Genomic DNA, 20,807 nt, shown 5'->3' with positions numbered 1-20,807 from the left:
TCAAAAAATTGTCATGGATACATCCCGCGATGGCCGAAGCCCGCTACAAGCAACTGGTCGATCAACTCGCTGCCGAGATCCGCGCGGGGCGCCTGCAGCCCGGCACCCGCCTGCCCACGCACCGGCGGCTGGCCGAACGCCACGGGCTGGCGCTGGTCACTGCATCGCGCGTCTATGCGGAGCTCGAGGCCATGGGGCTGGTCAGCGGCGAGGTCGGCCGCGGCACCTTCGTGCGCGAGACCGTGCGGCCTCGCGGACTGGGTATCGACCAGCAGGCCGTGGCCGCGGGCCTGGTGGACCTGAACTTCAACTACCCCTCGCTGCCCGGACAGGCCGAGCTGCTGCGCGGCGCATTGCGCCAGCTTGCCGCCGGCGGCGAACTGGAAGCGATGCTGCGCTATGCGCCCCATGGCGGCCGGATGCACGAACGCGCCCGCGTTGCGCGGCACCTCGAGTCGCGCGGGCTGGCGGCCGAACCGTCGAGGGTGCTGATCGTCGACGGCGCGCAGCACGGGTTGGCAGTGACGGTCATGGCGCTGCTGCAGCCGGGCGACGTGATCGCGGTCGATGCCCTCACCTACCCGGGCTTCAAGGTGCTCGCCGAGGCGCAGCGGCTGGAGCTGGCACCCATTCCGGCATCCGGCCAGGGACCCGACCTTGACGCGCTGGAGCGCCTGTGCACGCAGCGCCGCGTGCGGGCCGTCTACACCATGCCGACCTTGCACAACCCGCTCGGCTGGGTGATGAGTGCGAGCCGGCGCCGCCGCCTGGCCGCCATCGCGCGGCGGCACGGCCTGCTCGTCATCGAAGACGCGGCCTACGCCTTTCTGGCCGACGACCCGCCTCCCCCGCTGGCAACGCTGGCACCGGAGACGACCGTGTACGTCTCGGGCTTGTCCAAGAGCGTGGCGACCGGGCTGCGCGTGGGCTTCGTCGTAGCCCCGGAAGCCTGGGTGCCGAAGATCGAACGGTCGATCCGGGCCACGACCTGGTGCAACCCCGGCGTGACCACGGCAATCGCCTGCGCGTGGCTGGAGGACGGCACCGTCGGCCGGCTCGAATCCGAGAAACGGCACGACGCCGCGACGCGGCAGGCCATTGCCGGCGACGCGCTCGCCGGGCTGCGCTGCGTGTGCCACCCGGCGTCGTACTTCGTCTGGCTGCCCTTGCCGGAAGAAACGCGCGCCGACCGCGTCGCGGCGGCGCTGATGCGCGATGGCGTGTCGGTGTCGACGGCCGAGCCTTTTTCCGCCTCGCAGCACGTGCCGCATGCGCTGCGGCTGGCGCTCGGCTCCGTCGGGTTGGACAGCCTGCGCAGTGCATTGCGGACGGTGCGCCGGGTGATTGCGGAACAGTCCTTCTGAGAGTGCCTGCAGAGGCGACACGGCCGTTTCATCGGGGGTGTCCATGCCGGCGAGTGGTGGCGAGGAGCCATCGCAAGCTATATTGCCTGCTCCCCAACCTGAGAGAAATCACCATGGCAAAAGCCTACTGGGTCAGTGCATACCGTGCCATCAAGGACGCCGACAAACTTGCGGCCTACGCAAAGCTGGCCGGCCCGGCAATCACCGCCGGTGGCGGACGCTTTCTGGCGCGAGGGCTGCCGGCCCAGGTCTACGAATTCGGACTGGCCCAGCGCACCGTGTTGGTCGAATTCGACAGCATCGATCATGCAAGATCCGTTCATGACAGCCCCGACTACCAAGCGGCGCTGGCTGCACTGGGCGACGGTGCCGAACGGGATCTGCGGATCATCGAAGGGGTGTGAACAATCCCCGGCAAGGCGGGCGCGGAATGCGCGAATTTTCTTCTGGAGGACCGATGAACTACCAAGGCAGCTGTCACTGTGGCCGGATCGCTTTCGAAGTCGAGGGCGACATCCAAGGGGCAATGGCATGCAACTGCTCGATGTGCCAGCGCAAGGGGTCGTTGTTGTGGTTCGTGCCGCACGACCGGCTCAGGCTGAAGACGCCAGCCGAGGACATGAGCAACTACATGTTCAACAAGCACGTGATCTCGCATCGCTTCTGCCCGGTCTGCGGCATCCATCCCTTCGGCGAAGGCACCGATCCCAAGGGCAACAAGATGGCGGCCATCAACATCCGCTGCCTCGAGGGCATCGACCTTGAGGCGGTGCCGGTACAGCATTTCGACGGACGTTCGAAGTAAACCCGGCCCCTTGCTGCAACTCCGTCAAAGCCATTCGCACCCACAACAGGAGCGAGGGATGGAAAAGGGTGCAATCTCAGTGAGCAGAGCGGAACTGGGCGACGTTGCAGATCTTCTCGCCATCCTGAACGGCGCTACCCAATACAAAGTCGAGCGCGGCGATATGGCTTGGGGTAGCGAGGCAAGGTCTGAACAACGTGTGCGCGACGCGATGGCTGAGAGCCAGATGTACATCGTCCGGCAGGACGGCAGGTCCGTCGGTACGACTTGCCTTCAATGGGACGATGAGCACTACTGGGGCAAGCAGCAGCCGATCGCGGGCTACATCCACGGCCTCGCCGTCGAAAGTAGCGTTCACGGACAAGGCATAGGTGCGATGGTTATCGAGTGGGCGCTGCACCAAACCTTCCTGCAAGGGCGGCAGTTCCTTCGGCTGGACTGCAGCGCCAGGAACGCCGGTCTCTGCAGGTACTACGAGCGGCAGGGGTTCATTCAAGTCGGTCAACGGGTTCTGCAAAGCGGCTACATAGCGGCGCTATACCAGTGCGAAGCGTCTCACTGCTGAGAAATGCCTGGTTCACCCGAGCGTTCTTTTGCTGGCGAGCGCAAGGGTCGCACGGATGCAGCTGCGGCGCGCAAAGAATGACGCGACTCATCGAGCTGCCGAAGGCAGTTGCTTTACTTCTTCGCCGACGCTAAAAGCCATCAGGTCCTGGCCGACGACGAGCGGCCCGTTGTACGTCTTGCGCGTCTGCTCGATCAGCGCGTCCACCGTCGGACGAGGGAATTTGGTGTCGGACAGGAACACCAGGTGGCTGTAGACCGCCAGCTTTGGCTTCGCTGCGGTGAAGACCGCACCCGCATCGGCTGGTGTGACGTGGTGGGCAACGATGGCCTGGAAGCCTTGGTTCGAAGCGAGGGCTTGCTCGTTGACCATGCACACTTCGTGAATCAGCAGATCCACGCCGGTGGCGAACTTCACGAGATTGTCGCTGCGCCGCGTGTCGCCTGAGATCAACACGGAGTGGCCGTTGTAGTCGATCCGGTAGCCATAGGCCGGCTTGATCTTGTCGCCATGGTCGACCTCGAACGCCGTGACCCTGACTCCGCCATGCTCGAACACCGCGACGCCGTTGCCGCTGAACTCGCGAGCATCGATCCGCGCAGCGTCGGCCGAGAGATGCTCGTCGGCGACCCGGGTTGTCACGTCGTCGGCGTAAGCGGCCTCCAAGCCCCGGGCCAGGGGTAGCACCCCGCTCGGGCCGATCAGCCTCAGAGGCTGTTTGCGTCGACCGTAGGGGGTGTCGATCCAACCGGTGAGCCAGATGTCGGGCAGGCCGACGGTATGGTCCGAGTGGTAGTGAGTAAGGAAGACCGCATCGAGCTTGCCAATTGGTACCCCGGCCTGCCACAGGCGGATTGATGAGCCGCGACCGGCGTCGAACAGGAGGTTCTGCCCGCCTGCGGTAACCAGAGTGCTCATGGAAAAGCGCTCAGGGCTGGGGTTGGGCGAGCCGGTACCGAGCAAAGTAACCTTTATCTCGCCATCGTCGGCGTAAGTCCAACCGGTGAAAAGCAAGGCCAAGGCGACCAGAAGGGCGCGGAAGAGAGGGCTCATGGAGAACATCCTGATATGCGAATGGGGGAGTAGTCCGGCGCTGCGGTGCCGACGTCCGGGCCGCGACGGGCAGGACGTTCAGGTGTCGCGTTTCGTCCTAGATGCGAAATATATAGTTAGTTTATATAACTACTTTTGATGAGGTCATGAGCGTTTTCACCTATAACGCCAACTTGTCAGTGAGGTTTGTCGACAAGCTGCAGCACTCAACTTCAACCCCCGCCCAGCCGTCGCCTTCTTGCCTCGCGTTCGCATCGATGCATGCGCACCGATGACCCGCTGCGAGGCGCAGCGATCGTTCATCCATGCGGTGAGCGGAGGTGATGCCTTCGTTGCCCGCTCCGCAACGCGCGCGTCACCAACCGTGGAACCGTCCCCAGGTCTTCAGCGCGCCCTCTTCCGACAGCGCGTGATATTCGGGAAACTGCGCGCCCGTCGCGCAGGCGTGGTTCGGCAGAATGCGCAACCGCGTGCCGATGGGAAAGCGCGCCGCGATGTCCGCGTCCGGCGCGCCTTCGCGCGAAAGGATGCCGTGCTCCTGGTTGGCACCGCTGAGCACGTAGCCATCCAGCACCTTGCCGTCGATACCGCAGACCTGCCCGTAACCGAAGTCGCGCTTCTGCTTCTGCGTGCCGCGGTCGCGGCTCATGGCCATCCAGCCCGCGTCGACGATGGCCCAGCCCTTTTCGGCCTGGTGGCCAATCACCGTGGTGAGCACGCTCAAGGCAATGTCGGCCTCGGTGCACACGCCGACGTTGCGCATCACGAGGTCGAAGAACACGTACACGCCGGCCCGCACCTCGGTCACGCCGTCGAGCGCCTGGGCCATCAGCGCCGTGGGCGTGGAGCCGACGCTGACCACGGGACATGGCAGGCCCGCGCCGCGCAGACGCTGTGCGGCGCGCACGCAGCCCGAGCGCTCCTGTTCGGCCATCGCCCTCAGGGCTTCTGGCGTGTCCAGCTCGTAGCTGGAGCCGGCATGGGTCATCACGCCGCCAAGGCGCATGCCGCCGTCGTGCAGCGCGTGTGCCACGTCGAGCAGCGCGTCTTCCTCGGGGCGGATGCCGCAGCGGTGGCCGTCGGTGTCGACCTCGATCAGCACGTCGAACACTTCGCCGTTCGCGCGGCCGAACGCGGCAATCGCCCGCGCCGATTCCACGCGGTCGGTGATGATGCCGAGCGCACAGCCTCGCCGGCGCAGGTCCAGCGCATGCGGCAGCCGGTGCGGCGCCATGCCGACGGCATAGAGGATGTCGGTGAAGCCCCCGGCGAGGAACTGCTCGGCCTCCTTCAGCGTGGAAACGGTGATGCCCTGCGCGCCCGCGCCGCACTGCGCCTTGGCAACGTCGATGCATTTGCTGGTCTTCACGTGCGGGCGAAAGCGCACGCCGAGTTCGTTCATGCGCTGCTGCATGCGCGCGATGTTGTGCTGCATGCGCGCCTGTTCGATGAGGGCGGCAGGTGTGTCGATGGTGGAAAGGGTACTCATGGCCACCGACTGTACGTTTCAAGGCCGTGCCTGTGCTTCAATGCACGGTCATCAATCGTTAAGCAGAAGTTAATGATCCAGGTCGAGGACATGCAGCTCGCCGCCGCCCTTTTGCGCGAACCCTCGCTGAGCGCGGCGGCCCGCGCGCTCGACGTGACGCCGCCCGCGCTGTCGATGCGGCTGCGCAAGCTCGAAGCCGCGTTGGGCCTGTCGCTAGCCACCCGCACCGCACGGCGGCTGAGCCTCACGCCAGAAGGCGAACGCTTCGCGCGCGAGGCCGCCGCGCTGCTCGGGCAGATCGAGGGCCTGCGCGAATCAATGCAGCGTGACGACCGGCGGCTCACCGGCGCGCTGCGCATCGCCGCGCCCTTCGGCTACGGCCGGCAGTACATCGCGCCGATGCTGGCGCGCTTCGCCCGGCTGCATCCGGGGCTGCGCGTGCAGCTCGACCTGCGCGAAACCCCGTGGCCCGACCGGCACGACGTCGACGCGGTGATCCACATCGGCACGGTGCGCGATTCTTCATGGGTGGCGCGCACGCTGAGCCCCAACGAGCGCTGGCTGTGCGCGAGCCCGGACTACCTGCGCCTGCACGGCGTGCCGCGTGCACCGCGCGATGTGCTGGCGCACGGCTGCATCTGCATCCGGGAGAACGACGAAGACGTGACGCTGTGGCACGTGCGTCCGTCCAAAGGCGCAGCGGGGTCATCGGGCAAGCGGTCGGCCGAGCGGGAAACGCTGCGCATCTCGCCCGCCTACGTCACCAACGATGGCGGCGTGGCCCGGCAATGGGCCGAGCAAGGCATGGGCCTCGTGCTGCGTTCCGAATGGGACGCGGCCGACGCCGTCGCGCGCGGCACGCTGGTGCGCGTGCTGGCCGACTGGCAGTTCGACAGTGCACCGGTCACGCTGCTGGTACCGAGCCGCAAGGGCCGCACGGCGCGCGTGCAGGCCGTCGTCGGGTTCCTGGTCGAGAGCTTCGGGGATGCGGGAAAGCAGCTGGGCGCATAGCGATAGCCGGATTCGTCCACTGCCGCCCGCAACAGGACTACGATGTTTTGCGGCCGCCTTGCCGCCGCTGTCCAACCAACAACCTGAAGGAGACCGATCCCATGTCCAACCATGTCTACAAATCGCTCGAACTGACGGGCTCCTCGCCGACGGGCATCGAAGATGCCGTGCAGGTGGCCATCGCCAAGGCGCACGAGACGGTGCGCAACATCCAGTGGTTCACCGTGACCGAGACACGTGGGCATGTGGTCGACGGCAAGGTGGCGCACTGGCAAGTGACGTTGAAGATCGGCTTCACGCTGGAGTGAAGCGACGGACGCGGGGCGGCACGCTGCGCAGGCCCGCTAGCGCAAGTACCCCAGGTCCCGCAGGTCGGAGCGCACGGCCGAGCGATCCACCCCTTGTATCGGCAGGCTCACGAGCAGTTCCAGCCGGCGGCGCAGCGAGAACAGCATCTGGATCGCGTCGTGCGCGATCTTGTCGAGGTCGCTGCCATCGGCCACGTCCGGGTAGGCCCACAACGCCGCGTCGGGCTGGCCGGGCCATGGCGGCTGGCGGGATTCGGTGGTCGCATCCAGCGTGATGACGAAGTCTGCCGCCGCTGCATTCGCGCGCACCAGTTCGTCCCAGCTGCGCGGCGGCCGCAGCGGCACGGGGATGCTCGTGCTCTTCAATGCGGCGACGGCTGCGGGATGGAACTCGTGGGCGACCTGCCCAGGTTGACCGCAGGAAGATGCCGAGAACCGCTTCGGGTCCAGGTGCGCGAGGCACGCTTCGGCCAGGATGCTGCGTAATGAATTTCGTCGCGAGACGAAGATCACGCCGATACGTTTTTGCATGGAACCTTGACTATAGCCAAGCGTGCTGAATCCGTCCTGACCACCGCACTGCACAACGGCCTGCGAACGGTGCAGACTTGGGGGCATGGACAAGCATTTTCTGAACCCGCTTTTCGCGCCCGCCTCCATCGTGGCCTTCGTCGGCCACGCCGACGATCCGGGCGGCCAGACTCCGGCGGGCCACACGCTGCGCGAGGCCTTTCGCACCGACCGCTTCGACGGCACATTGCGCTTTCTGGACGTGCGCACCAAGGGCACGCTCGAAGAGTTGGCCCAGACCCACGCCGACCTCGCACTGATCGCGCTGGCGCCGCGCGACGTGGCGGCCGCGCTTGAAATCGCAGGGCGCATCGGCTGCACGGCGGCAGCGGTTCTTTCGAGCGGCATCGGCGCGGACCAGGCGGCTCAGTGGCGCAAGATCGCGCAGCGCGAAGGGGTGCATCTGCTGGGGCCGAACTCGCTGGGTTTCCAGCGGCCGCTGCTGCATCTGAATGCGAGTGCAGCCGGTCCGCTGGCCAGGCCGGGGCCGCTCGCACTGGTGTCGCAATCGGGTGCGCTCACGGCCTCGATGCTCGACTGGGCGCGGCAGAACGGCGTCGGTTTTTCCAGCGTGGTGTCGCTGGGCCCGCACACCTCGGTCGACATTCCGCAGGTGCTCGACTTCCTCGCCAACGACCAGGCCACGCACAGCATCATCGTGTACCTCGAAGGTATTGCCGACGCGCGCCGCTTCATGAGCGCGCTGCGCTCGGCCTCGCATGCCAAGCCGGTGGTGGTACTCAAGGCCGGCCGCAAGCCCGCGGGCAACGAGGCCGCGCAGACACATAGCGCGGCCATCGTGGGCAGCGACGACGTGTTCGATTCCGCCTTGCGCCGCGCGGGCGCCGTGCGCGTGCGTTCCTTCGTCGAACTGTTCTCGGCCGCCAAGTGCCTGGCCTCGCGCTACCGCCCCGTGGGCAAGCGGCTTGCGGTGGTCACCAACGGCGGCGGCCCCGGTGTGCTGGCGGCCGACTGGATCAACGAGATCGGGCTCGACCTGGGCAAGCTCTCCGCGCCCGCGCAGAAAGTGCTGCAGCCCGCCCTGCCCCCGCTCGCCTCGCTGGCCGACCTGATCGACCTTTCTGAAGAGGCCCTGCCCGCGCACTACCGCGCCGCCATCGACGCAGCCTCGGCCGACAGCCAGGTCGACGGCGTGCTCGCCATCTTCTCGCCCAAGGCCGGCGCCGACGCGGCCGCCACCGCGAAAGCACTGGCGGACATTCCGCGGCCGATGAACAAGCCGCTGCTGGCCTGCTGGATGGGCGACTCTTCCGTCGGCAAGGCGCGCTCGGTGCTGGCCGAGGCAACCATCCCGAGCTTTCGCACGCCAGAGGCCGCGGTGGGCGCCTTCGGCAACATCGCGGCCTTCTACCAGAACCAGCAGTTGCTGCAGCAGACGCCGCCGCCGCTGTCGGCGCTGGCCAAGCCCGACATCGAGGGCGCGCGCCTGCTGATCGAAAGCGTGCTGGCCGAGCGGCGCCGTGTGTTGACGGAGATGGAATCGAAGTCGCTGCTGTCGTCCTTCCACATTCCGATCACGCGCACGATGCTCGCGCGCAGCGCCAGCGAGGCGATGATGATCGCGACGCAGCTTGGCTTTCCGGTGGCGCTGAAGATCGATTCGCCCGACATCCCGCACAAGTCGGACGTCGAGGGCGTCGCGCTCAACGTGATGAACGGCACCGACGCGCGCGACACCTACATCGAGATGATGGAGCGCGTAGCCCGCCTCGCGCCCGAGGCGCGCATCAACGGCGTGACTGTGCAGAAGATGGTGCGGGCGCGGCGCGGCCGCGAGATTTACGTGGGCATGGTGACCGACGAACCCTTCGGCCCGGTCATCGTCTTCGGTGCGGGAGGCACCATGATCGAGCTGCTGAACGACCGCGCAATGGAGCTGCCGCCGCTCAACCAGTTTCTCGCGCACCGGCTCATCGAGCGCTCGCGCGTGGCGCAGACGCTGGGTGAATGGCGCGGCGCGAGTGCCGTGAACATGGAAGCGATCGAAGACGTGCTGCTGCGCGTGTCTGAAATGGTGTGCGAGCTGCCCGAGCTGCGCGAGATGGACATCAACCCGATCATCGTGGACGAGTCGGGCGCGGTGTCTGTCGATGCGCGCATCGTGATCGGCAGCAGCACGCAGGCGGCGGCGGGCCACCTGGGCAACGGCTACCAGCACCTGGCGATCATGCCGTACCCCGCGCGCTACCGGCGCGAGTGGCCCCTGCCGGGCACCGGCGGCGGCACCTACATCGTGCGGCCGGTACACCCCAACGACGCCCAGATGCTGCAGGCGCTGGTGCAGGGCCTGTCGCCCGAGAGCCGCTGGTTCCGCTTCGTCTCGCGCTTCCACGAACTGCCGCCGTCGATGCTGTCGCGCTTCACGCTGATCGACTACGACCGCGAGATGGCGCTGGTGGCGGTGATGCTGGAGCGCAGCGTGTCGCCCGAAGGCACCGTGCTCGAGAGCGAGCACATCGTGGGGGTGTCGCGCTACGTCACCAACCCCGACCAGACCAGCTGCGAGTTCTCGCTGGTGGTGGCCGACGAGTTCAGCGGCAAGGGCATCGGCTCGCGGCTGATGGAAAGCATCATCGACGTGGCGCGCGACAAGGGCCTCGCGGAAATCGACGGGCTGGTGCTGGCCAACAACCCCGACATGCTGAAGCTGGTGCGGCGGCTGGGCTTCACGGTGAAGCCCTTCCCCGAGGACCCGGACTTCAAGCTCGTGACTTACATGCTGTAGGGCTCGCCTTCTCTTGAAAAAAAACGGGCCGAAGGCCCGTTGAAAAGTCGCCCGTCGAATTGCAGAAAGCGCAACCCGACTCCGACTCACCTCGAACTCAATGCCTCAGGGTCTCCCCTCTCTCTCCATCCTCCAGTTCAAAGCGCCCGCCAACCGAGTTCCGGCGCGATGCGGCCAGACAAGTCGGTCAGGATCTGTTCGTATTCCGCACCGCTGAAGTTGTAGGGCAGCTCCACACGCAATTCGCTCACATGCGGCAGTACCGGGTCGTGCCGCAGGCGCTCTAGGATTTCGTCGGAGGTACCCACGAGGTCGCCCGCGAACAGCGTGCGCCGCTCGCCCTGCGGCGTCAGCGTGCGTTCGACGCGGCCGGCCGCAAACTCGCGGTAGCGCTTGCGCGTGGCGGCATCGGCGCCATCGAGCGGCACGATCACGCGGCCCAGCGCCACCCTGCCCCTGCGCCCATCCGCTTCGCTGGCGCGATAGCGCTCGACGAGGCCCAGCTGCGCCTGCAAAAAGTCGTCGGTGGTCTCGCCCGACAGCACATTGCCCAGCAGCAGGTTGAATGCATTGCGTCCCGCCCACTCGACCGAGCGCAGCGAACCGCCGCCGTACCAGAGCCGGTCGGTCAAGCCCTGTGGGTACGGTTGAATGCGCGGCCGCACGCGACCGCCGGCCGACTCGACAAAAGTCTGCTCATCGCCAAGCAGCGTGTCCTCCAGGTTGGCCTTGAGCCGCCCGACGCGCTTGTGCGTGAAGTCGATGGTGTTCGGCGCCGCGTCGTAGAAGCGGTTGCCCAACAGCGCGCCATGCTGCGGCGCGCCCGCGCTCAGGCCCACCTGCAGCCGGCCGCGCGACAGCACGTCGACCGTGGCGAGGTCTTCGGCAAGCCGGAACGGATTCTCGTAGCCCATCTGGATCACTGCTGCGCCCAGCTCGATGCAACGCGCACGCTGCGTTGCGGCGGCCAGGAAGGTCGCGGCCGACGACACGCCGCGCTCCAGGTGCCGCTGCCGCACCCATGCACCGTTGAAGCCGAGCTTCTCGCCGAATTCGAAGAGCTTCAGCGCGGCTTCGAGTCCGGTGTGCGGATCGCCCTCGGCGTAGTTGCCGGGCGTGAGGAATGCAAGATGGCGGATGCTCATGGCGCGAACTTCGGCAAACCGGGCGGGTTGGTCTCCGACTTCGGCAAGGCTTCTTCCACGAGGCTCCAGCGCGCCAGGGCCTTGGCGTAGGTGCCGTTGCGGATCAGGCCATTGGCAGCGGTGGTCAGCGCCACCGCGAGGCCGCTGCCCTTGCGCGTGGCAATGGCCACGTCCGACTTCAGCGGCCAGCCCGCGTTGACGGTGCCGACCAGCCTGATCTGCCCGTTCTTCGCGGCCTCGTAGGCCTGTGGCGCGTTGGGATTGAAGTTGGCATCGACCCGCTTGGTGACCACCGCCAGCGTGCGCGTCACATCATCGTCGTAGTACTGGATCTCGACGGGCTTCAAACCCGCCGCAACGTTCTGCCGGTTCCACTCGAGCAGGATGCGCTCCTGGTTGGTGCCGGCGCCGGTCGTCAGCTTGAGGCCCGCCACGTCCTTCGGCTCCTTGATCGACTTGATCGCGCTGTCGGTGCGCACATAGAAGCCATGCAGGCCGAGGCGGTAGGTCGAGAAGTCGAACTTCTCCTTGCGCTGCTCGGTCACGCCCACGTTGGAGATCACCGCGTCGTACTTACCCGAGCTCAGGCCCAGCGGCCAGTCGGCCCAGGCGATGGGCTGCAGGTCGAGCTTCAGGCCCAGCGCATCGGCGATGAGCAGCGCGAAGTCGGCGTCGAAGCCGACGACCGTCTTCGCGTCGGTGGCGTAGGTCGAGATGGGTGGGGCGAACGGCGCAATGGCGACGGTCAGCACGCCTTCTTTCACGAATCTGAAGCTCGGTGGAATGGCATTGACGGCTTCCGCGTCCTTGCCGGCGCGCAGACGGCTGCGCTGTTCGGGGCTGAAGTCGAACTTGTCGGCAGCCTGCACCGCGCCGGCAACCAGCGCGAGTGCGACGAAGCTGCGGGCGATCCAGGCGCCCGGTGCGTACTTGAAAGTCATGCCCATCGCTCAGTTCTTCGGCAGGCCTGGCGGATTGGTGCGCGAGGCCTCGATGGCTTCGGAATTCAGGTTCCAGCGCGAAAGCGCCTTGGCGTAGTTGCCGTTCCTGATCTGCGCGTTCAGTGCGAGCGTGATGGCGTCCGCAATGCCCGAGCCCTTGCGTGAAGTGACTGCAATCTCGGCGTTCTGCGGCCAGCCGCCGGAGAACACACCCGCGAGCTTCGTCTTGCCGTCGCGCGCCTCATAGGCCGCGATGGCGTTCGGGCCCACGTACGCGTCGGCGCGGCCCGACTGGATCGCCAGCCGCTGCACCACATCGTCGTCGTAGTACTGGATCTCGACCGGCTTCAGCCCGGCCGCCACGTTCTGTTTGTTCCAGCGCAGCAGGATCTGCTCCTGGTTGGTGCTGGCCGACACGATCACCTTCAGACCCGCGATGTCCTTCGGCTCCTTGATGGCGCCAAGCTTGCTGTCGGACTTCACGTAGATGCCGATCTGGTCGTTGCGGTAGGTGGAGAAGTCGAACTTCTCCTTGCGCTCTTCGGTCACTGTCACGTTGGACACCACCACGTCGAACTTGCCCGACTGCAGGCCCAGCGGCCAATCGGCCCAGGCGGTGGACACCAGCTCCAGCTTGCGGCCGAGGCTGTCGGCCACCAGCTGGGCGATGTCGGGGGCGTTGCCCACGGGCGTCTTCGTGTCGGTCGCATAGGCCGCGAACGGCAGGCGGCCGGTGGTCGTGCCGACGACGAGCACGCCCTCCTTCTGGAACTTGAAGTCCTTCGCGAGCTTGACGGCCTCGTCGAGCTTCTGCGCGCGCGGCCGGCCGGCCTGCTCGGGGCTCAGGTCGGCGGCGGGTTGCGCCAGGGCAGCCAGGGGCAGCAACGTCGCCAGAAGAGCGGACAGGATGTTTCGTCGATGGGTCATGAAGAGCGATGCAGTAGAGAAAGAAAAGGATGAGGAATCAAAGAACCTTGGCCAGGAACTCAGCCGTGCGCGGATGCTCCGGCGCGTTGAACACCTTGTCGGGCGTGCCGGTTTCGAGAATGCGGCCGCGCTCCATGAAGACGATGGTGTCGGCCACCTCGCGCGCAAAACCGATCTCGTGCGTCACGATGACCAGCGTGGTGCCCGAGCGCGCCAGCTCCTTGATGACGGCCAGCACCTCGCCCACAAGCTCGGGGTCGAGCGCCGAGGTGGGCTCGTCGAACAGCAGCACCTTGGGCTTGAGCGCGAGCGCGCGCGCGATGGCCACGCGCTGCTGCTGGCCGCCGGAAAGCTGGCGCGGATAGGCATGCGTCTTGTCGCCCAGGCCCACGCGCCCCAGCAGCTCGGAGGCCAGTGCCTCGGCTTCGGCGCGCGGCAGGCCGCGCACCGACACCGGCGCCTCGACGATGTTCTCCAGCACCGTGAGGTGCGGGAACAGGTTGAAGTTCTGGAACACCATGCCCACGTCAACGCGGCGCTTGAGGATTTCCTTCTCGTGCAGCTCGTAGAGCGTGTCCGCGTCGCGGCGGTAGCCGATGAGTTCGCCGTCGATGGCAATGAAGCCGTCGTCCACGCGCTCCAGGTGATTGACGACGCGCAGCAGCGTCGACTTGCCCGAGCCCGACTGGCCGAGGATGACCGTCACGCTGCCCTGACCCACGGTGAGCGTCACGTCGTCGAGTACCTTGAGCATGCCGAAGCTCTTCGAAACGCCGTGGATCGTGACCTCGCCGCCCCGCGTGAGCGGATCGGTCCAGCGCGGCACCTGCGCGGGGGCGTCGGCGGCGACCGGCGCTCCGGTCACGGGTGCCACGGTCGGCGTCTTCGATCGCCACAGGCCGCGCACCACGCCACCGAGCCACGAACGCGGCGGATGGCGCAGCGCGCCGCGCGAAAAATACCGCTCGATGTAGTGCTGCGCCACCGACAGCACCGTGAGGATGATGAGGTACCACACCGTCGCCACCATCAGCAGCGGAATCACTTCGAGGTTGCGCCGGTAGATGATCTGGATCGTGTAGAACAGCTCGGGCAGCGCCAGGATGTAGAGGTTCGACGTGCCCTTGGCCAGCCCGATGATGTCGTTGAAGGCCGTCGGCAAGATCGTGCGCATCGCCTGCGGCAGCACGATACGCAGCGACTGCCTTCCGCGCGACAGCCCCAGTGCCGCCGCCGCTTCGAGCTGCCCCTGCTCCACCGAAAGGATGCCGCCGCGCACGATCTCCGAGGCAAAGGCCGCCTGGTTCAGCGTGAGGCCCAGCAGTGCCGCCACGAACGGGCTGATCAGCTGCGTGGTCGGGTACGAGAAGAAGGTGACGTCGGTGCCCGGAATGCCCAGCGCCACAGTCTCGTAGAGGTAGCCGAGGTTGTTGATGATCAGCAGCAGCACGATCACCGGAATCGACCGGAAGATCCACGTGAACACCCATGACAGCCGCGCCAGCAGCGGCGAGCGGGAGACGCGTGCCAGCGCCAGCCCGGTGCCGAAAAAGAAGCCGAGCAACGCGCCCAGCGCCGTCAGCAGCAGCGTGCGGCCCAGCCCTTCGAGCACCGGCTGCGCAAAGAACCATTCGGCGAACACGCCCCAGCCCCAGCGCGGGTTGGTGAGCGTCGAATGCAGCACGATACCGATGACCGCCACGGCAAAGATGGTGCCGGCCGTGCGGGCCGGGTACTTCGCCGGCACGACGCGGAAGTGCGAGTAGTCGCCCTTGGCGGGTGCTGGCGCTGCTGCCGCGCGCGGCGGTTGAGGCGCGCGAACGGGCGCAGGGCTGCGCGGCTCGGCGCCGGCGTCGAGGACGGTCGTGTTCATCGCAGTACCGCCTCGGCTCGTTGCGCGGCCGGACGGCCGTGATGGCGCCCCGTGTCCAGGTGCTTCTCGAAAGGCAGCTTGCGCGGCGTTTCGGGGTCGATGGGCGGATCGAACAGCGCCGTGTAGCCATGGCCGAGGTACAGGCCCACGGCCTCGGGCTGGCGAAAGCCCGTCGTCAGGTAGATGCGCTCGTAGCCCTGCCGCAGCACCTGCGCCTCCAGCTCGGCAAGCACCTTGCTGGCCAGACCCTGCCGCCGCAGTGGGCCGTGCGTCCACACGCGCTTGAGTTCCGCCGTGCGCTCGTCATGCCGCATGAAGGCGCCACCGCCGATGGCGATGCCGTCCCGCAGCAGCAGCACGAAGTTGCCGCCGTGCGACGGCGCAAACACCTCGGCCGGATAGCGGTCTATCTCGCGCGGCGCGCCGGGCTCGCGCAGCACGTCGCCATAGCGGCTGTCGTACTCGAACGAAAGGCCTTCGAGCAACGGCTTCGCGCGCGGGTCGAGCGGCGTGGTGTAGAGGAAGTGTTCGTTCATGCGGTTCGTCTCCGTCTCCTTGTGGTTCTTTCCCATCAGGCGACCTTCTTTTTCGCGGCGGGCGCGTCGTCTTGCGCGGCGTAGCGGCTCGCCTTGCGTGGCAGTCCCAGGTGGTCGCGCAGGGTGACGCCAGGCAGTTCTCGCTGGTAGCGCCCGCGCGCCTCCAGCACCGGAATCACGAACTCGATGAAGTCGTCCAGGCCCTGCCCCAGCACCGGGAAACCGAGGATGAAGCCATCGGCCGCGCCCTCGTCCACCCAGCGGATGATCTCGTCGGCGATGCGCTCGCCGGTGCCTACAAACTGCGTGCGCGGCGTGGCCACTTCGAGCGCCACTTCGCGCAAGGTCTGGCCATTGGCCTTCGCGTTGGCCTTGATGCGGTCGGTGGTCGAGCGAAAACTGTTGCGGCCGATTTCGCCCAGCTCGGGGAACGGCGCGTCCAGCGGGTACTGGCCGAAGTCGTGATGGTCGAAGAAGCGACCCAGGTAGGCCAGCGCCTCCTCCACCGTCAGCAGCTCGCGGATGGCGCGGTACTTGGCCTCGGCTTCTTCCTCGGTGGCCGCGACCACGGGACCGATGCCGGGGAATATCTTCACGTCGTCGGCCTGACGGCCCTGCGCGACCGCGCTGGCCTTCACCTGCCGCAGGAAGCTGCGCGTGTCTTCCAGCGACGGTGAATGCGTGAACACCGCATCCGCATACTTGCCCGCGAGACCGACACCCGCGTCCGACGATCCAGCCTGGAAAATCACCGGCTGGCCCTGCGGCGAGCGCTGGATGTTCAGCGGGCCCGATACCTGGAAGAAGCGCCCCTTGTGGTCCAGCGTGTGGAGCTTCTCGCGCTCGAAGAACTGCCCGGTCTCGCGGTTGCGCGCGAAGGCATCGTCGTCCCAGCTGTCCCACAGGCCCTGCGTGACGGCAAGGTACTCGTCGGCGATCTCGTAGCGCAGCGCGTGCTCGGGGTGGCTGCGGCTGTAGTTCTTCGCGCTGCCTTCGAGCGGGGTGGTCACCACGTTCCAGCCCGCGCGGCCGCCGCTGATCAGGTCGAGCGAGGCGAACTGGCGCGCCACCGTGAACGGGTCGCTGTACGAGCTGGAAACGGTACCCGCGAGGCCGATCTTCGAGGTCACGGTGGCGAGCGCCGAAAGAATCGAGATCGGCTCGAAGCGGTTGAGGAAATGCGGGATCGACTTCTCGTTGATGTAGAGCCCGTCTGCCACGAATGCGAAGGCGATGCCGGCCGCTTCGGCCTTCTGCGCGGTGCGCACGAAAAAGTCGAGGTTGACGCTGGCGTCGGCCGGCCCGCCCGGATGCTTCCATGAATTCATGTGGCTGCCGGCACCCTGCAGCATGACGCCGAACTTGATGTTGCTCATGACGATCGTTCTTGTGAGGTTGAAGGAAAGGTTCAGGCCAGCGCCGGTTCGCGCGCCTTGGCAAGCAGTTCGACGCAGGCGTGGCGCTCGGCGAAACCGGCCACGGGGATGTCTATGACGAACTCCTCGATGCCGTAGCGCTCGCTCAACGCGTCGAGCGCGTCGCGCACCTCTTCGCCGGAACCTGCGATCACATGCGGGCGGCGTTCTTCGGTGCGGTAGTCGCTCACGCCGGCCTGCCGCGCAAACTCGGCGGCCGCCTCGAGGCTCGGCAGGTTGACGCTCTGGCCCGTGGGCAGGTGCACGCGAAAGCTGCGCAGCGCACCGACAAGCTCCGCGGCCTTCTCGTGCGTCTCGGCCGCGAAGGCGAAGAGCGCGAGCAGCGGCGCGCGGCCCGTCTCGGCGCGGTAGGCCTCGATCGATTGCGCAAGATTCACCGGGTCGCCGTTGAAATGCCCCGCATAGACAAAGTCCCAGCCGAGGCGCGCCGCCAGCACCGCGCTTTCAGGACTGCCGCCGAGCAGCACGCGCTGCGGCAGCTGCGGGGGATTGGGCGTGGCCACCACGCCGGCCAGCGCATGGCCGGAGGCAATGCCATCGTGCAGGAAGGCATCGAGCTCGGCCAGGCGCAGCCCGAAGTCCTCGCCCTTCGCCTTCACCGGATCGTGCAGCCATTGCAGCGCCTTGCTCGTCAGCGGCAGGCCGCCGGGCGCCTTGCCGATGCCCAGGTCCACGCGCCCCGGTGCCAGCGAAGCCAACACGCGGAAGGTCTCGGCCACCTTGAACGGGCTGTAGTGCTGCAGCATGACGCCACCCGTGCCCACGCGGATTCGCGAGGTCTTCGCGAGCACGTGCGCTGCCAGCACCTCGGGGGCGGAGCCCGCGTAGTTCCTGTTGCCGTGATGCTCGGCGAGCCAGTAGCGGTGGTAGCCCAGCCGCTCCGCGCTTTGCGCGAGCGCAATGGTGTGCCGGAACGCTTGAGCGGCGTCGGCGCCTTCTGGGATCAGGCTCTTGTCGAGCAGGGACAGCGAGTAGGACACGGTGTGCGGCGAAAGACGCCTCGGAAAGAATTGATGCAAATTCTCCGAGGCATCGCGCGCACCGTTTGCGCTGAATTCCTATATCGATATTTGCTGAATGCTCAGTCGCGCACGTGGGACAGGATCGATTGCACGGCCTCATGCGCGCTGAGGGTTGCGGTGTCGATGACGAGGCGTTGGGTGGTCCAGGGCGCGTAGTCGTGGCGCTGCACGGACGCCCACATCGGCGGCACGAGGCCCGGCACGTCGACGCTGCGCTGCTCGACGCGGCGCCGATGTTCGGCGTTATCGGAGCACACGATCTCGACCTCGACGATGCGCGATGCGGTATCTGCCGCGACGGTGCGCCAGGCCTCGCGCGTCACCGGCAAGGGATTCACGCAGTCGGCCACGACCGCCTGCCCCAGGGAAAGATTGGCGCGGGCCAGGTCATAGGCCACGATGTAGCCGGCCGGCCCCACGTCACCGGCCAACACCCTGGCCGACCGCAGCGCCTGCTCGATGGTGTCAATGCGCAGGTAGACGGCCGGCACGAGTTCGGCGATCTCGCGCGCGATGGTGGTCTTGCCCGTGCCCGGCAGACCGCCCAGGACGATCAGCATCTTCTCTTGTCTCCAGGTTCATGGCCCTGGCGCCAAGTTCACCACGAATGCGGCAGCAGGGCCAGTACCGCGGCCGCATGCAGCCGCCGCAGCGCCCGCACAGGCACATAGCCGTGTGGTGCCCGGCGCGCCACTTCGCGTGCCGAGCGCGGCGGAATGCGCCAGGCAGTGGCTGTCAGGGCAAGAACTTTGCGGCCCTGGGCCGACGGAGAAAGATGAAAGGTACGCAGTGGCATGGCAATGGTCGAACGAACGCTTCGGCCGATTCTGCGCAGTGCCACCGCCTTTCCAAAGACGGATTCCAAGTTACCTGATGAGGTTCGCGATGGAGGGGCTCAGGCGAAGTCGGTCGATGGCGTCTCCCAGGGATTGCATATGCGTGCGCGGCTTTCTTCGTTGGGTGGCTTCGCCCGCCAATCCTGAGCGGGCTGTGGTTCGGGTTCGGACTTGGAGCGAGCCGGTAGAGTTGCACCGTTCCATCGCACAGCTTTTCTCCCGAATGAAAAACCTCACCATTGCCCCCGCCACGCCTGAAGAAATCCGCTCTGGCGAGCTCGGCCTCAAGCTGCGCCACTACAACTATGGCTTCGTCGGCGAGTACCCCGAACAGCAGTACATCCGCCTCAACGCAAGGGACGAGAACGGGCGTCTCCTCGGTGGCCTGCGCGGCTTCGTGTTTCTCTACTGGCTCAACATCGAAGTGCTCTTCGTCGAAGAAGACGCGCGAGGCTCGGGCCTTGGCACCCGCCTGCTGGCCGAGGCCGAGCAGCAAGCCATCGCGCTGGGCGCGAAGAACGCAAAGCTGGACACCTTCGAGTGGCAGGCGCGCCCGTTCTACCTGAAGCACGGCTACGAGGAGTACGCCCGCATCGACGATTACGCACCCGGCTTCTACCTGGCGTACATGAAGAAGTCGCTGCTGCGCTGAAGCGGCCTACTTCGGCGCCGGCTTCCCAGCCCCGACCGCATGGCTCTCCAGTCCTTCCTTCGGCAACAGCAACGCCAGCGCGACCACACCCAGGCTCACGGCCAGCATTGCCACGAAGGTGAGATGCAGCGAACCGCCCAGCGCCAGGCGAATGCCCGCGTCGTTGGCCTCCGAACCCTGCACACCCTGCAGCAGCAGGCGCAGCTGGTCGTCGGTGAACATCGGGCCGCCATCCCCGCGCGTCAGCCCGAAATTGAAGACTGCGCCGAAGAAGGCCGCGCCCAGCGCACTGCCGAGGTTGCGGGAGAACACGTTCGACGCCGTGGCGATGCCGCGCTGCGCAAGATCGACGCCTTCCTGGATCAGGATCAGCGAGCTCAGGCTCATCACGCCCATGCCCAGGCCGATGACGAAGGAGCCGATGGCGGGCAGCACCGGCGAGCTGCCTGACGCGAGCAGGACGAAGGCCGAGGTGCCCACCGGAATCAGCGCTGCACCGACCACCACCATGCGCCACAGGCCGATGCGATGGAAGGTGCGCGAGGTCAGCGTCGCGCCGATGGGCCAGCCGAGCATCACCATCGTGAGCGTGAGGCCGGCCGTGACCGACGAGCGCTCGAGCACCACCTGCACGTACATCGGCAGGAAGGTCGTGATGCCGATCAGCACCATGCCGGCCAGCATTGCCGCGCCGTTGACGGCGGCGATCATCCGCGCGCCCCAGAGCTTCAGCGACACCATCGGGTCGGTGGCACGGCGCTCCTGCGCGATGAACAGCACGAGCGTGACGACGAACAACCCGGCCCACGCGAGCGCCACGCCCGAATTGCCGACGCCGAATTCCGTCAGTGCGATCATCAGCGCCGCGATGCCGATGGTGAACAGCACCGCGCCCACCATGTCGATGGACGAGCGGCGCACCGTCGGCGCTTCGTGCAGGAAGAGCCAGAAGCCAGCCGCGGCCGCCAGGCCGATGGGCACGTTGACCCAGAAGATCCAGGCCCAGGACAGCTTCTGCACGATCAGTGCGCCGATCATCGGCCCCACCACAGCCGACACGGCCCAGACGCTCGCAAGCCAGCCCTGCACCTTGCCGCGTTCGCGCACCGGATAGAGATCGCCCACGATGGTGAGCGCCACCGGCTGGATGGCGCCCGCGCCGATGCCCTGGATGAGCCGGAAGCAGATCATGGCCGGCATCGACCACGCGAAACCCGCCAGCACCGACCCGAGGACGAAGACGGCGATGCCCACGAACATGATGGGCTTGCGGCCGTACAGGTCCGAGAGCTTGCCGAACACCACAGTCATCGCGGTCTGCGCCAGCAGGAAGGAGGCGAACACCCAGCTGTACAGATGCAGTCCGCCCAGTTCGGAGGCGATCTGCGGCATGACGGTGGAGACGATGGTGGCTTCGATGGCCACCATCGCCATGGAGGCCATGATCGAGGCGATGACGAGGGGGCGGTTTGTTGTTCTGTTGGTGGAAGTCATGAGCCGTGCATGCTATAGACGGCTTGAGCCCTTG

Annotated in this window: 21 protein-coding genes; 8 read left to right on the top strand and 13 right to left on the bottom strand. The window is 66.8% G+C overall.

All coding sequences use genetic code 11. The annotated features are described in order from the left end of the window. Window positions 1-29: 29 nt before the first annotated feature. The 4 genes from ACCD11_RS01075 (at window position 30) to ACCD11_RS01060 (ending at window position 2,734) form a co-directional block, all read left to right on the top strand. Window positions 30-1,364: a PLP-dependent aminotransferase family protein gene (locus ACCD11_RS01075; RefSeq protein WP_413311813.1), complete on the top strand. Its 1,335-nt coding sequence runs from the start codon at window positions 30-32 to the stop codon at window positions 1,362-1,364. Between the two features lie 113 nt (window positions 1,365-1,477). Beyond that, window positions 1,478-1,768: a DUF1330 domain-containing protein gene (locus ACCD11_RS01070; RefSeq protein WP_056596913.1), complete on the top strand. Its 291-nt coding sequence runs from the start codon at window positions 1,478-1,480 to the stop codon at window positions 1,766-1,768. Between the two features lie 53 nt (window positions 1,769-1,821). Continuing rightward, window positions 1,822-2,169 carry a GFA family protein gene (locus tag ACCD11_RS01065; protein WP_413311811.1) on the top strand — a complete coding sequence of 116 codons (348 nt, stop codon included), beginning with the start codon at window positions 1,822-1,824 and terminating at the stop codon, window positions 2,167-2,169. A gap of 58 nt (window positions 2,170-2,227) precedes the next feature. After that, entirely contained in the window at window positions 2,228-2,734 is a 507-nt protein-coding gene (locus ACCD11_RS01060; RefSeq protein ID WP_413311810.1) for a GNAT family N-acetyltransferase, read from the top strand. A gap of 87 nt (window positions 2,735-2,821) precedes the next feature. Here the strand turns inward: ACCD11_RS01060 and ACCD11_RS01055 are convergent, their stop codons facing one another. Then, window positions 2,822-3,787: an MBL fold metallo-hydrolase gene (locus tag ACCD11_RS01055; RefSeq protein ID WP_413311808.1), complete on the bottom strand. Its 966-nt coding sequence runs from the start codon at window positions 3,785-3,787 to the stop codon at window positions 2,822-2,824. 355 nt (window positions 3,788-4,142) lie between these two features. Next, window positions 4,143-5,276, bottom strand: coding sequence for a DSD1 family PLP-dependent enzyme (locus ACCD11_RS01050; protein WP_413311806.1), 1,134 nt, complete (start codon window positions 5,274-5,276; stop codon window positions 4,143-4,145). Window positions 5,277-5,348: 72 nt separating this feature from the next. Here ACCD11_RS01050 and ACCD11_RS01045 point away from each other — a divergent pair, with 72 nt between their 5' ends. Both ACCD11_RS01045 and ACCD11_RS01040 read left to right on the top strand, forming a co-directional pair. Further along, complete coding sequence (locus ACCD11_RS01045) at window positions 5,349-6,287, top strand: LysR family transcriptional regulator (protein WP_413311804.1); 939 nt, start codon at window positions 5,349-5,351, stop codon at window positions 6,285-6,287. Between the two features lie 101 nt (window positions 6,288-6,388). After that, window positions 6,389-6,595, top strand: coding sequence for a dodecin (locus ACCD11_RS01040; RefSeq protein ID WP_007832149.1), 207 nt, complete (start codon window positions 6,389-6,391; stop codon window positions 6,593-6,595). Between the two features lie 36 nt (window positions 6,596-6,631). Here the strand turns inward: ACCD11_RS01040 and ACCD11_RS01035 are convergent, their stop codons facing one another. Beyond that, complete coding sequence (locus ACCD11_RS01035; RefSeq protein WP_413311802.1) at window positions 6,632-7,126, bottom strand: low molecular weight phosphatase family protein; 495 nt, start codon at window positions 7,124-7,126, stop codon at window positions 6,632-6,634. 85 nt (window positions 7,127-7,211) lie between these two features. On the opposite strand from ACCD11_RS01035, the gene ACCD11_RS01030 reads away from it, so the two are divergent. Beyond that, on the top strand, window positions 7,212-9,911 hold the full coding sequence (locus tag ACCD11_RS01030; protein WP_413311800.1) for a GNAT family N-acetyltransferase: 2,700 nt from the start codon (window positions 7,212-7,214) through the stop codon (window positions 9,909-9,911). A 137-nt stretch (window positions 9,912-10,048) separates the two neighbouring features. On the opposite strand, the gene ACCD11_RS01025 is transcribed toward ACCD11_RS01030, so the two are convergent. The 9 genes from ACCD11_RS01025 to ACCD11_RS00985 form a co-directional block, all read right to left on the bottom strand. Next, the gene (locus ACCD11_RS01025; protein ID WP_413311798.1) at window positions 10,049-11,056 is read right to left on the bottom strand and encodes an LLM class flavin-dependent oxidoreductase; all 1,008 of its coding nucleotides are present in this window, start codon (window positions 11,054-11,056) and stop codon (window positions 10,049-10,051) included. Then, on the bottom strand, window positions 11,053-11,997 hold the full coding sequence (locus ACCD11_RS01020) for an ABC transporter substrate-binding protein (protein WP_413311797.1): 945 nt from the start codon (window positions 11,995-11,997) through the stop codon (window positions 11,053-11,055). Before ACCD11_RS01020 ends, ACCD11_RS01025 begins: the two co-directional genes overlap by 4 nt. 9 nt (window positions 11,998-12,006) lie before the next feature. Next, the gene (locus tag ACCD11_RS01015; protein ID WP_413311795.1) at window positions 12,007-12,924 is read right to left on the bottom strand and encodes an ABC transporter substrate-binding protein; all 918 of its coding nucleotides are present in this window, start codon (window positions 12,922-12,924) and stop codon (window positions 12,007-12,009) included. Window positions 12,925-12,961: 37 nt separating this feature from the next. Next, a complete protein-coding gene (locus tag ACCD11_RS01010) occupies window positions 12,962-14,797 on the bottom strand; it encodes an amino acid ABC transporter permease/ATP-binding protein (protein WP_413311793.1) in 1,836 nt (611 codons plus the stop codon). After that, complete coding sequence (locus tag ACCD11_RS01005) at window positions 14,794-15,333, bottom strand: GNAT family N-acetyltransferase (RefSeq protein WP_413311791.1); 540 nt, start codon at window positions 15,331-15,333, stop codon at window positions 14,794-14,796. The genes ACCD11_RS01010 and ACCD11_RS01005 overlap by 4 nt, the downstream gene beginning before the upstream one ends. Before the next feature lie 35 nt (window positions 15,334-15,368). Further along, the gene (locus tag ACCD11_RS01000; RefSeq protein ID WP_413311789.1) at window positions 15,369-16,709 is read right to left on the bottom strand and encodes an LLM class flavin-dependent oxidoreductase; all 1,341 of its coding nucleotides are present in this window, start codon (window positions 16,707-16,709) and stop codon (window positions 15,369-15,371) included. 32 nt (window positions 16,710-16,741) lie between these two features. Next, window positions 16,742-17,749 carry an LLM class flavin-dependent oxidoreductase gene (locus ACCD11_RS00995; RefSeq protein WP_413311787.1) on the bottom strand — a complete coding sequence of 336 codons (1,008 nt, stop codon included), beginning with the start codon at window positions 17,747-17,749 and terminating at the stop codon, window positions 16,742-16,744. 101 nt (window positions 17,750-17,850) lie between these two features. Beyond that, on the bottom strand, window positions 17,851-18,351 hold the full coding sequence (locus tag ACCD11_RS00990) for an AAA family ATPase (protein ID WP_413311786.1): 501 nt from the start codon (window positions 18,349-18,351) through the stop codon (window positions 17,851-17,853). 38 nt (window positions 18,352-18,389) lie between these two features. Further along, window positions 18,390-18,587 carry a hypothetical protein gene (locus ACCD11_RS00985; RefSeq protein ID WP_413311785.1) on the bottom strand — a complete coding sequence of 66 codons (198 nt, stop codon included), beginning with the start codon at window positions 18,585-18,587 and terminating at the stop codon, window positions 18,390-18,392. Between the two features lie 263 nt (window positions 18,588-18,850). Between ACCD11_RS00985 and ACCD11_RS00980 the strand changes: the two genes are divergently transcribed. Further along, the gene (locus ACCD11_RS00980) at window positions 18,851-19,279 is read left to right on the top strand and encodes a GNAT family N-acetyltransferase (RefSeq protein ID WP_007832174.1); all 429 of its coding nucleotides are present in this window, start codon (window positions 18,851-18,853) and stop codon (window positions 19,277-19,279) included. Between the two features lie 6 nt (window positions 19,280-19,285). Here ACCD11_RS00980 and ACCD11_RS00975 read toward each other — a convergent pair whose 3' ends face one another. Then, window positions 19,286-20,773 carry an MFS transporter gene (locus ACCD11_RS00975; protein WP_413311782.1) on the bottom strand — a complete coding sequence of 496 codons (1,488 nt, stop codon included), beginning with the start codon at window positions 20,771-20,773 and terminating at the stop codon, window positions 19,286-19,288. Window positions 20,774-20,807: the final 34 nt, after the last annotated feature.

This window comes from Variovorax sp. Varisp36, from assembly GCF_047304235.1.
Taxonomy (GTDB): Bacteria; Pseudomonadota; Gammaproteobacteria; order Burkholderiales; family Burkholderiaceae_C; genus Variovorax.
This window is presented reverse-complemented; position numbering and strand designations above follow the sequence as displayed.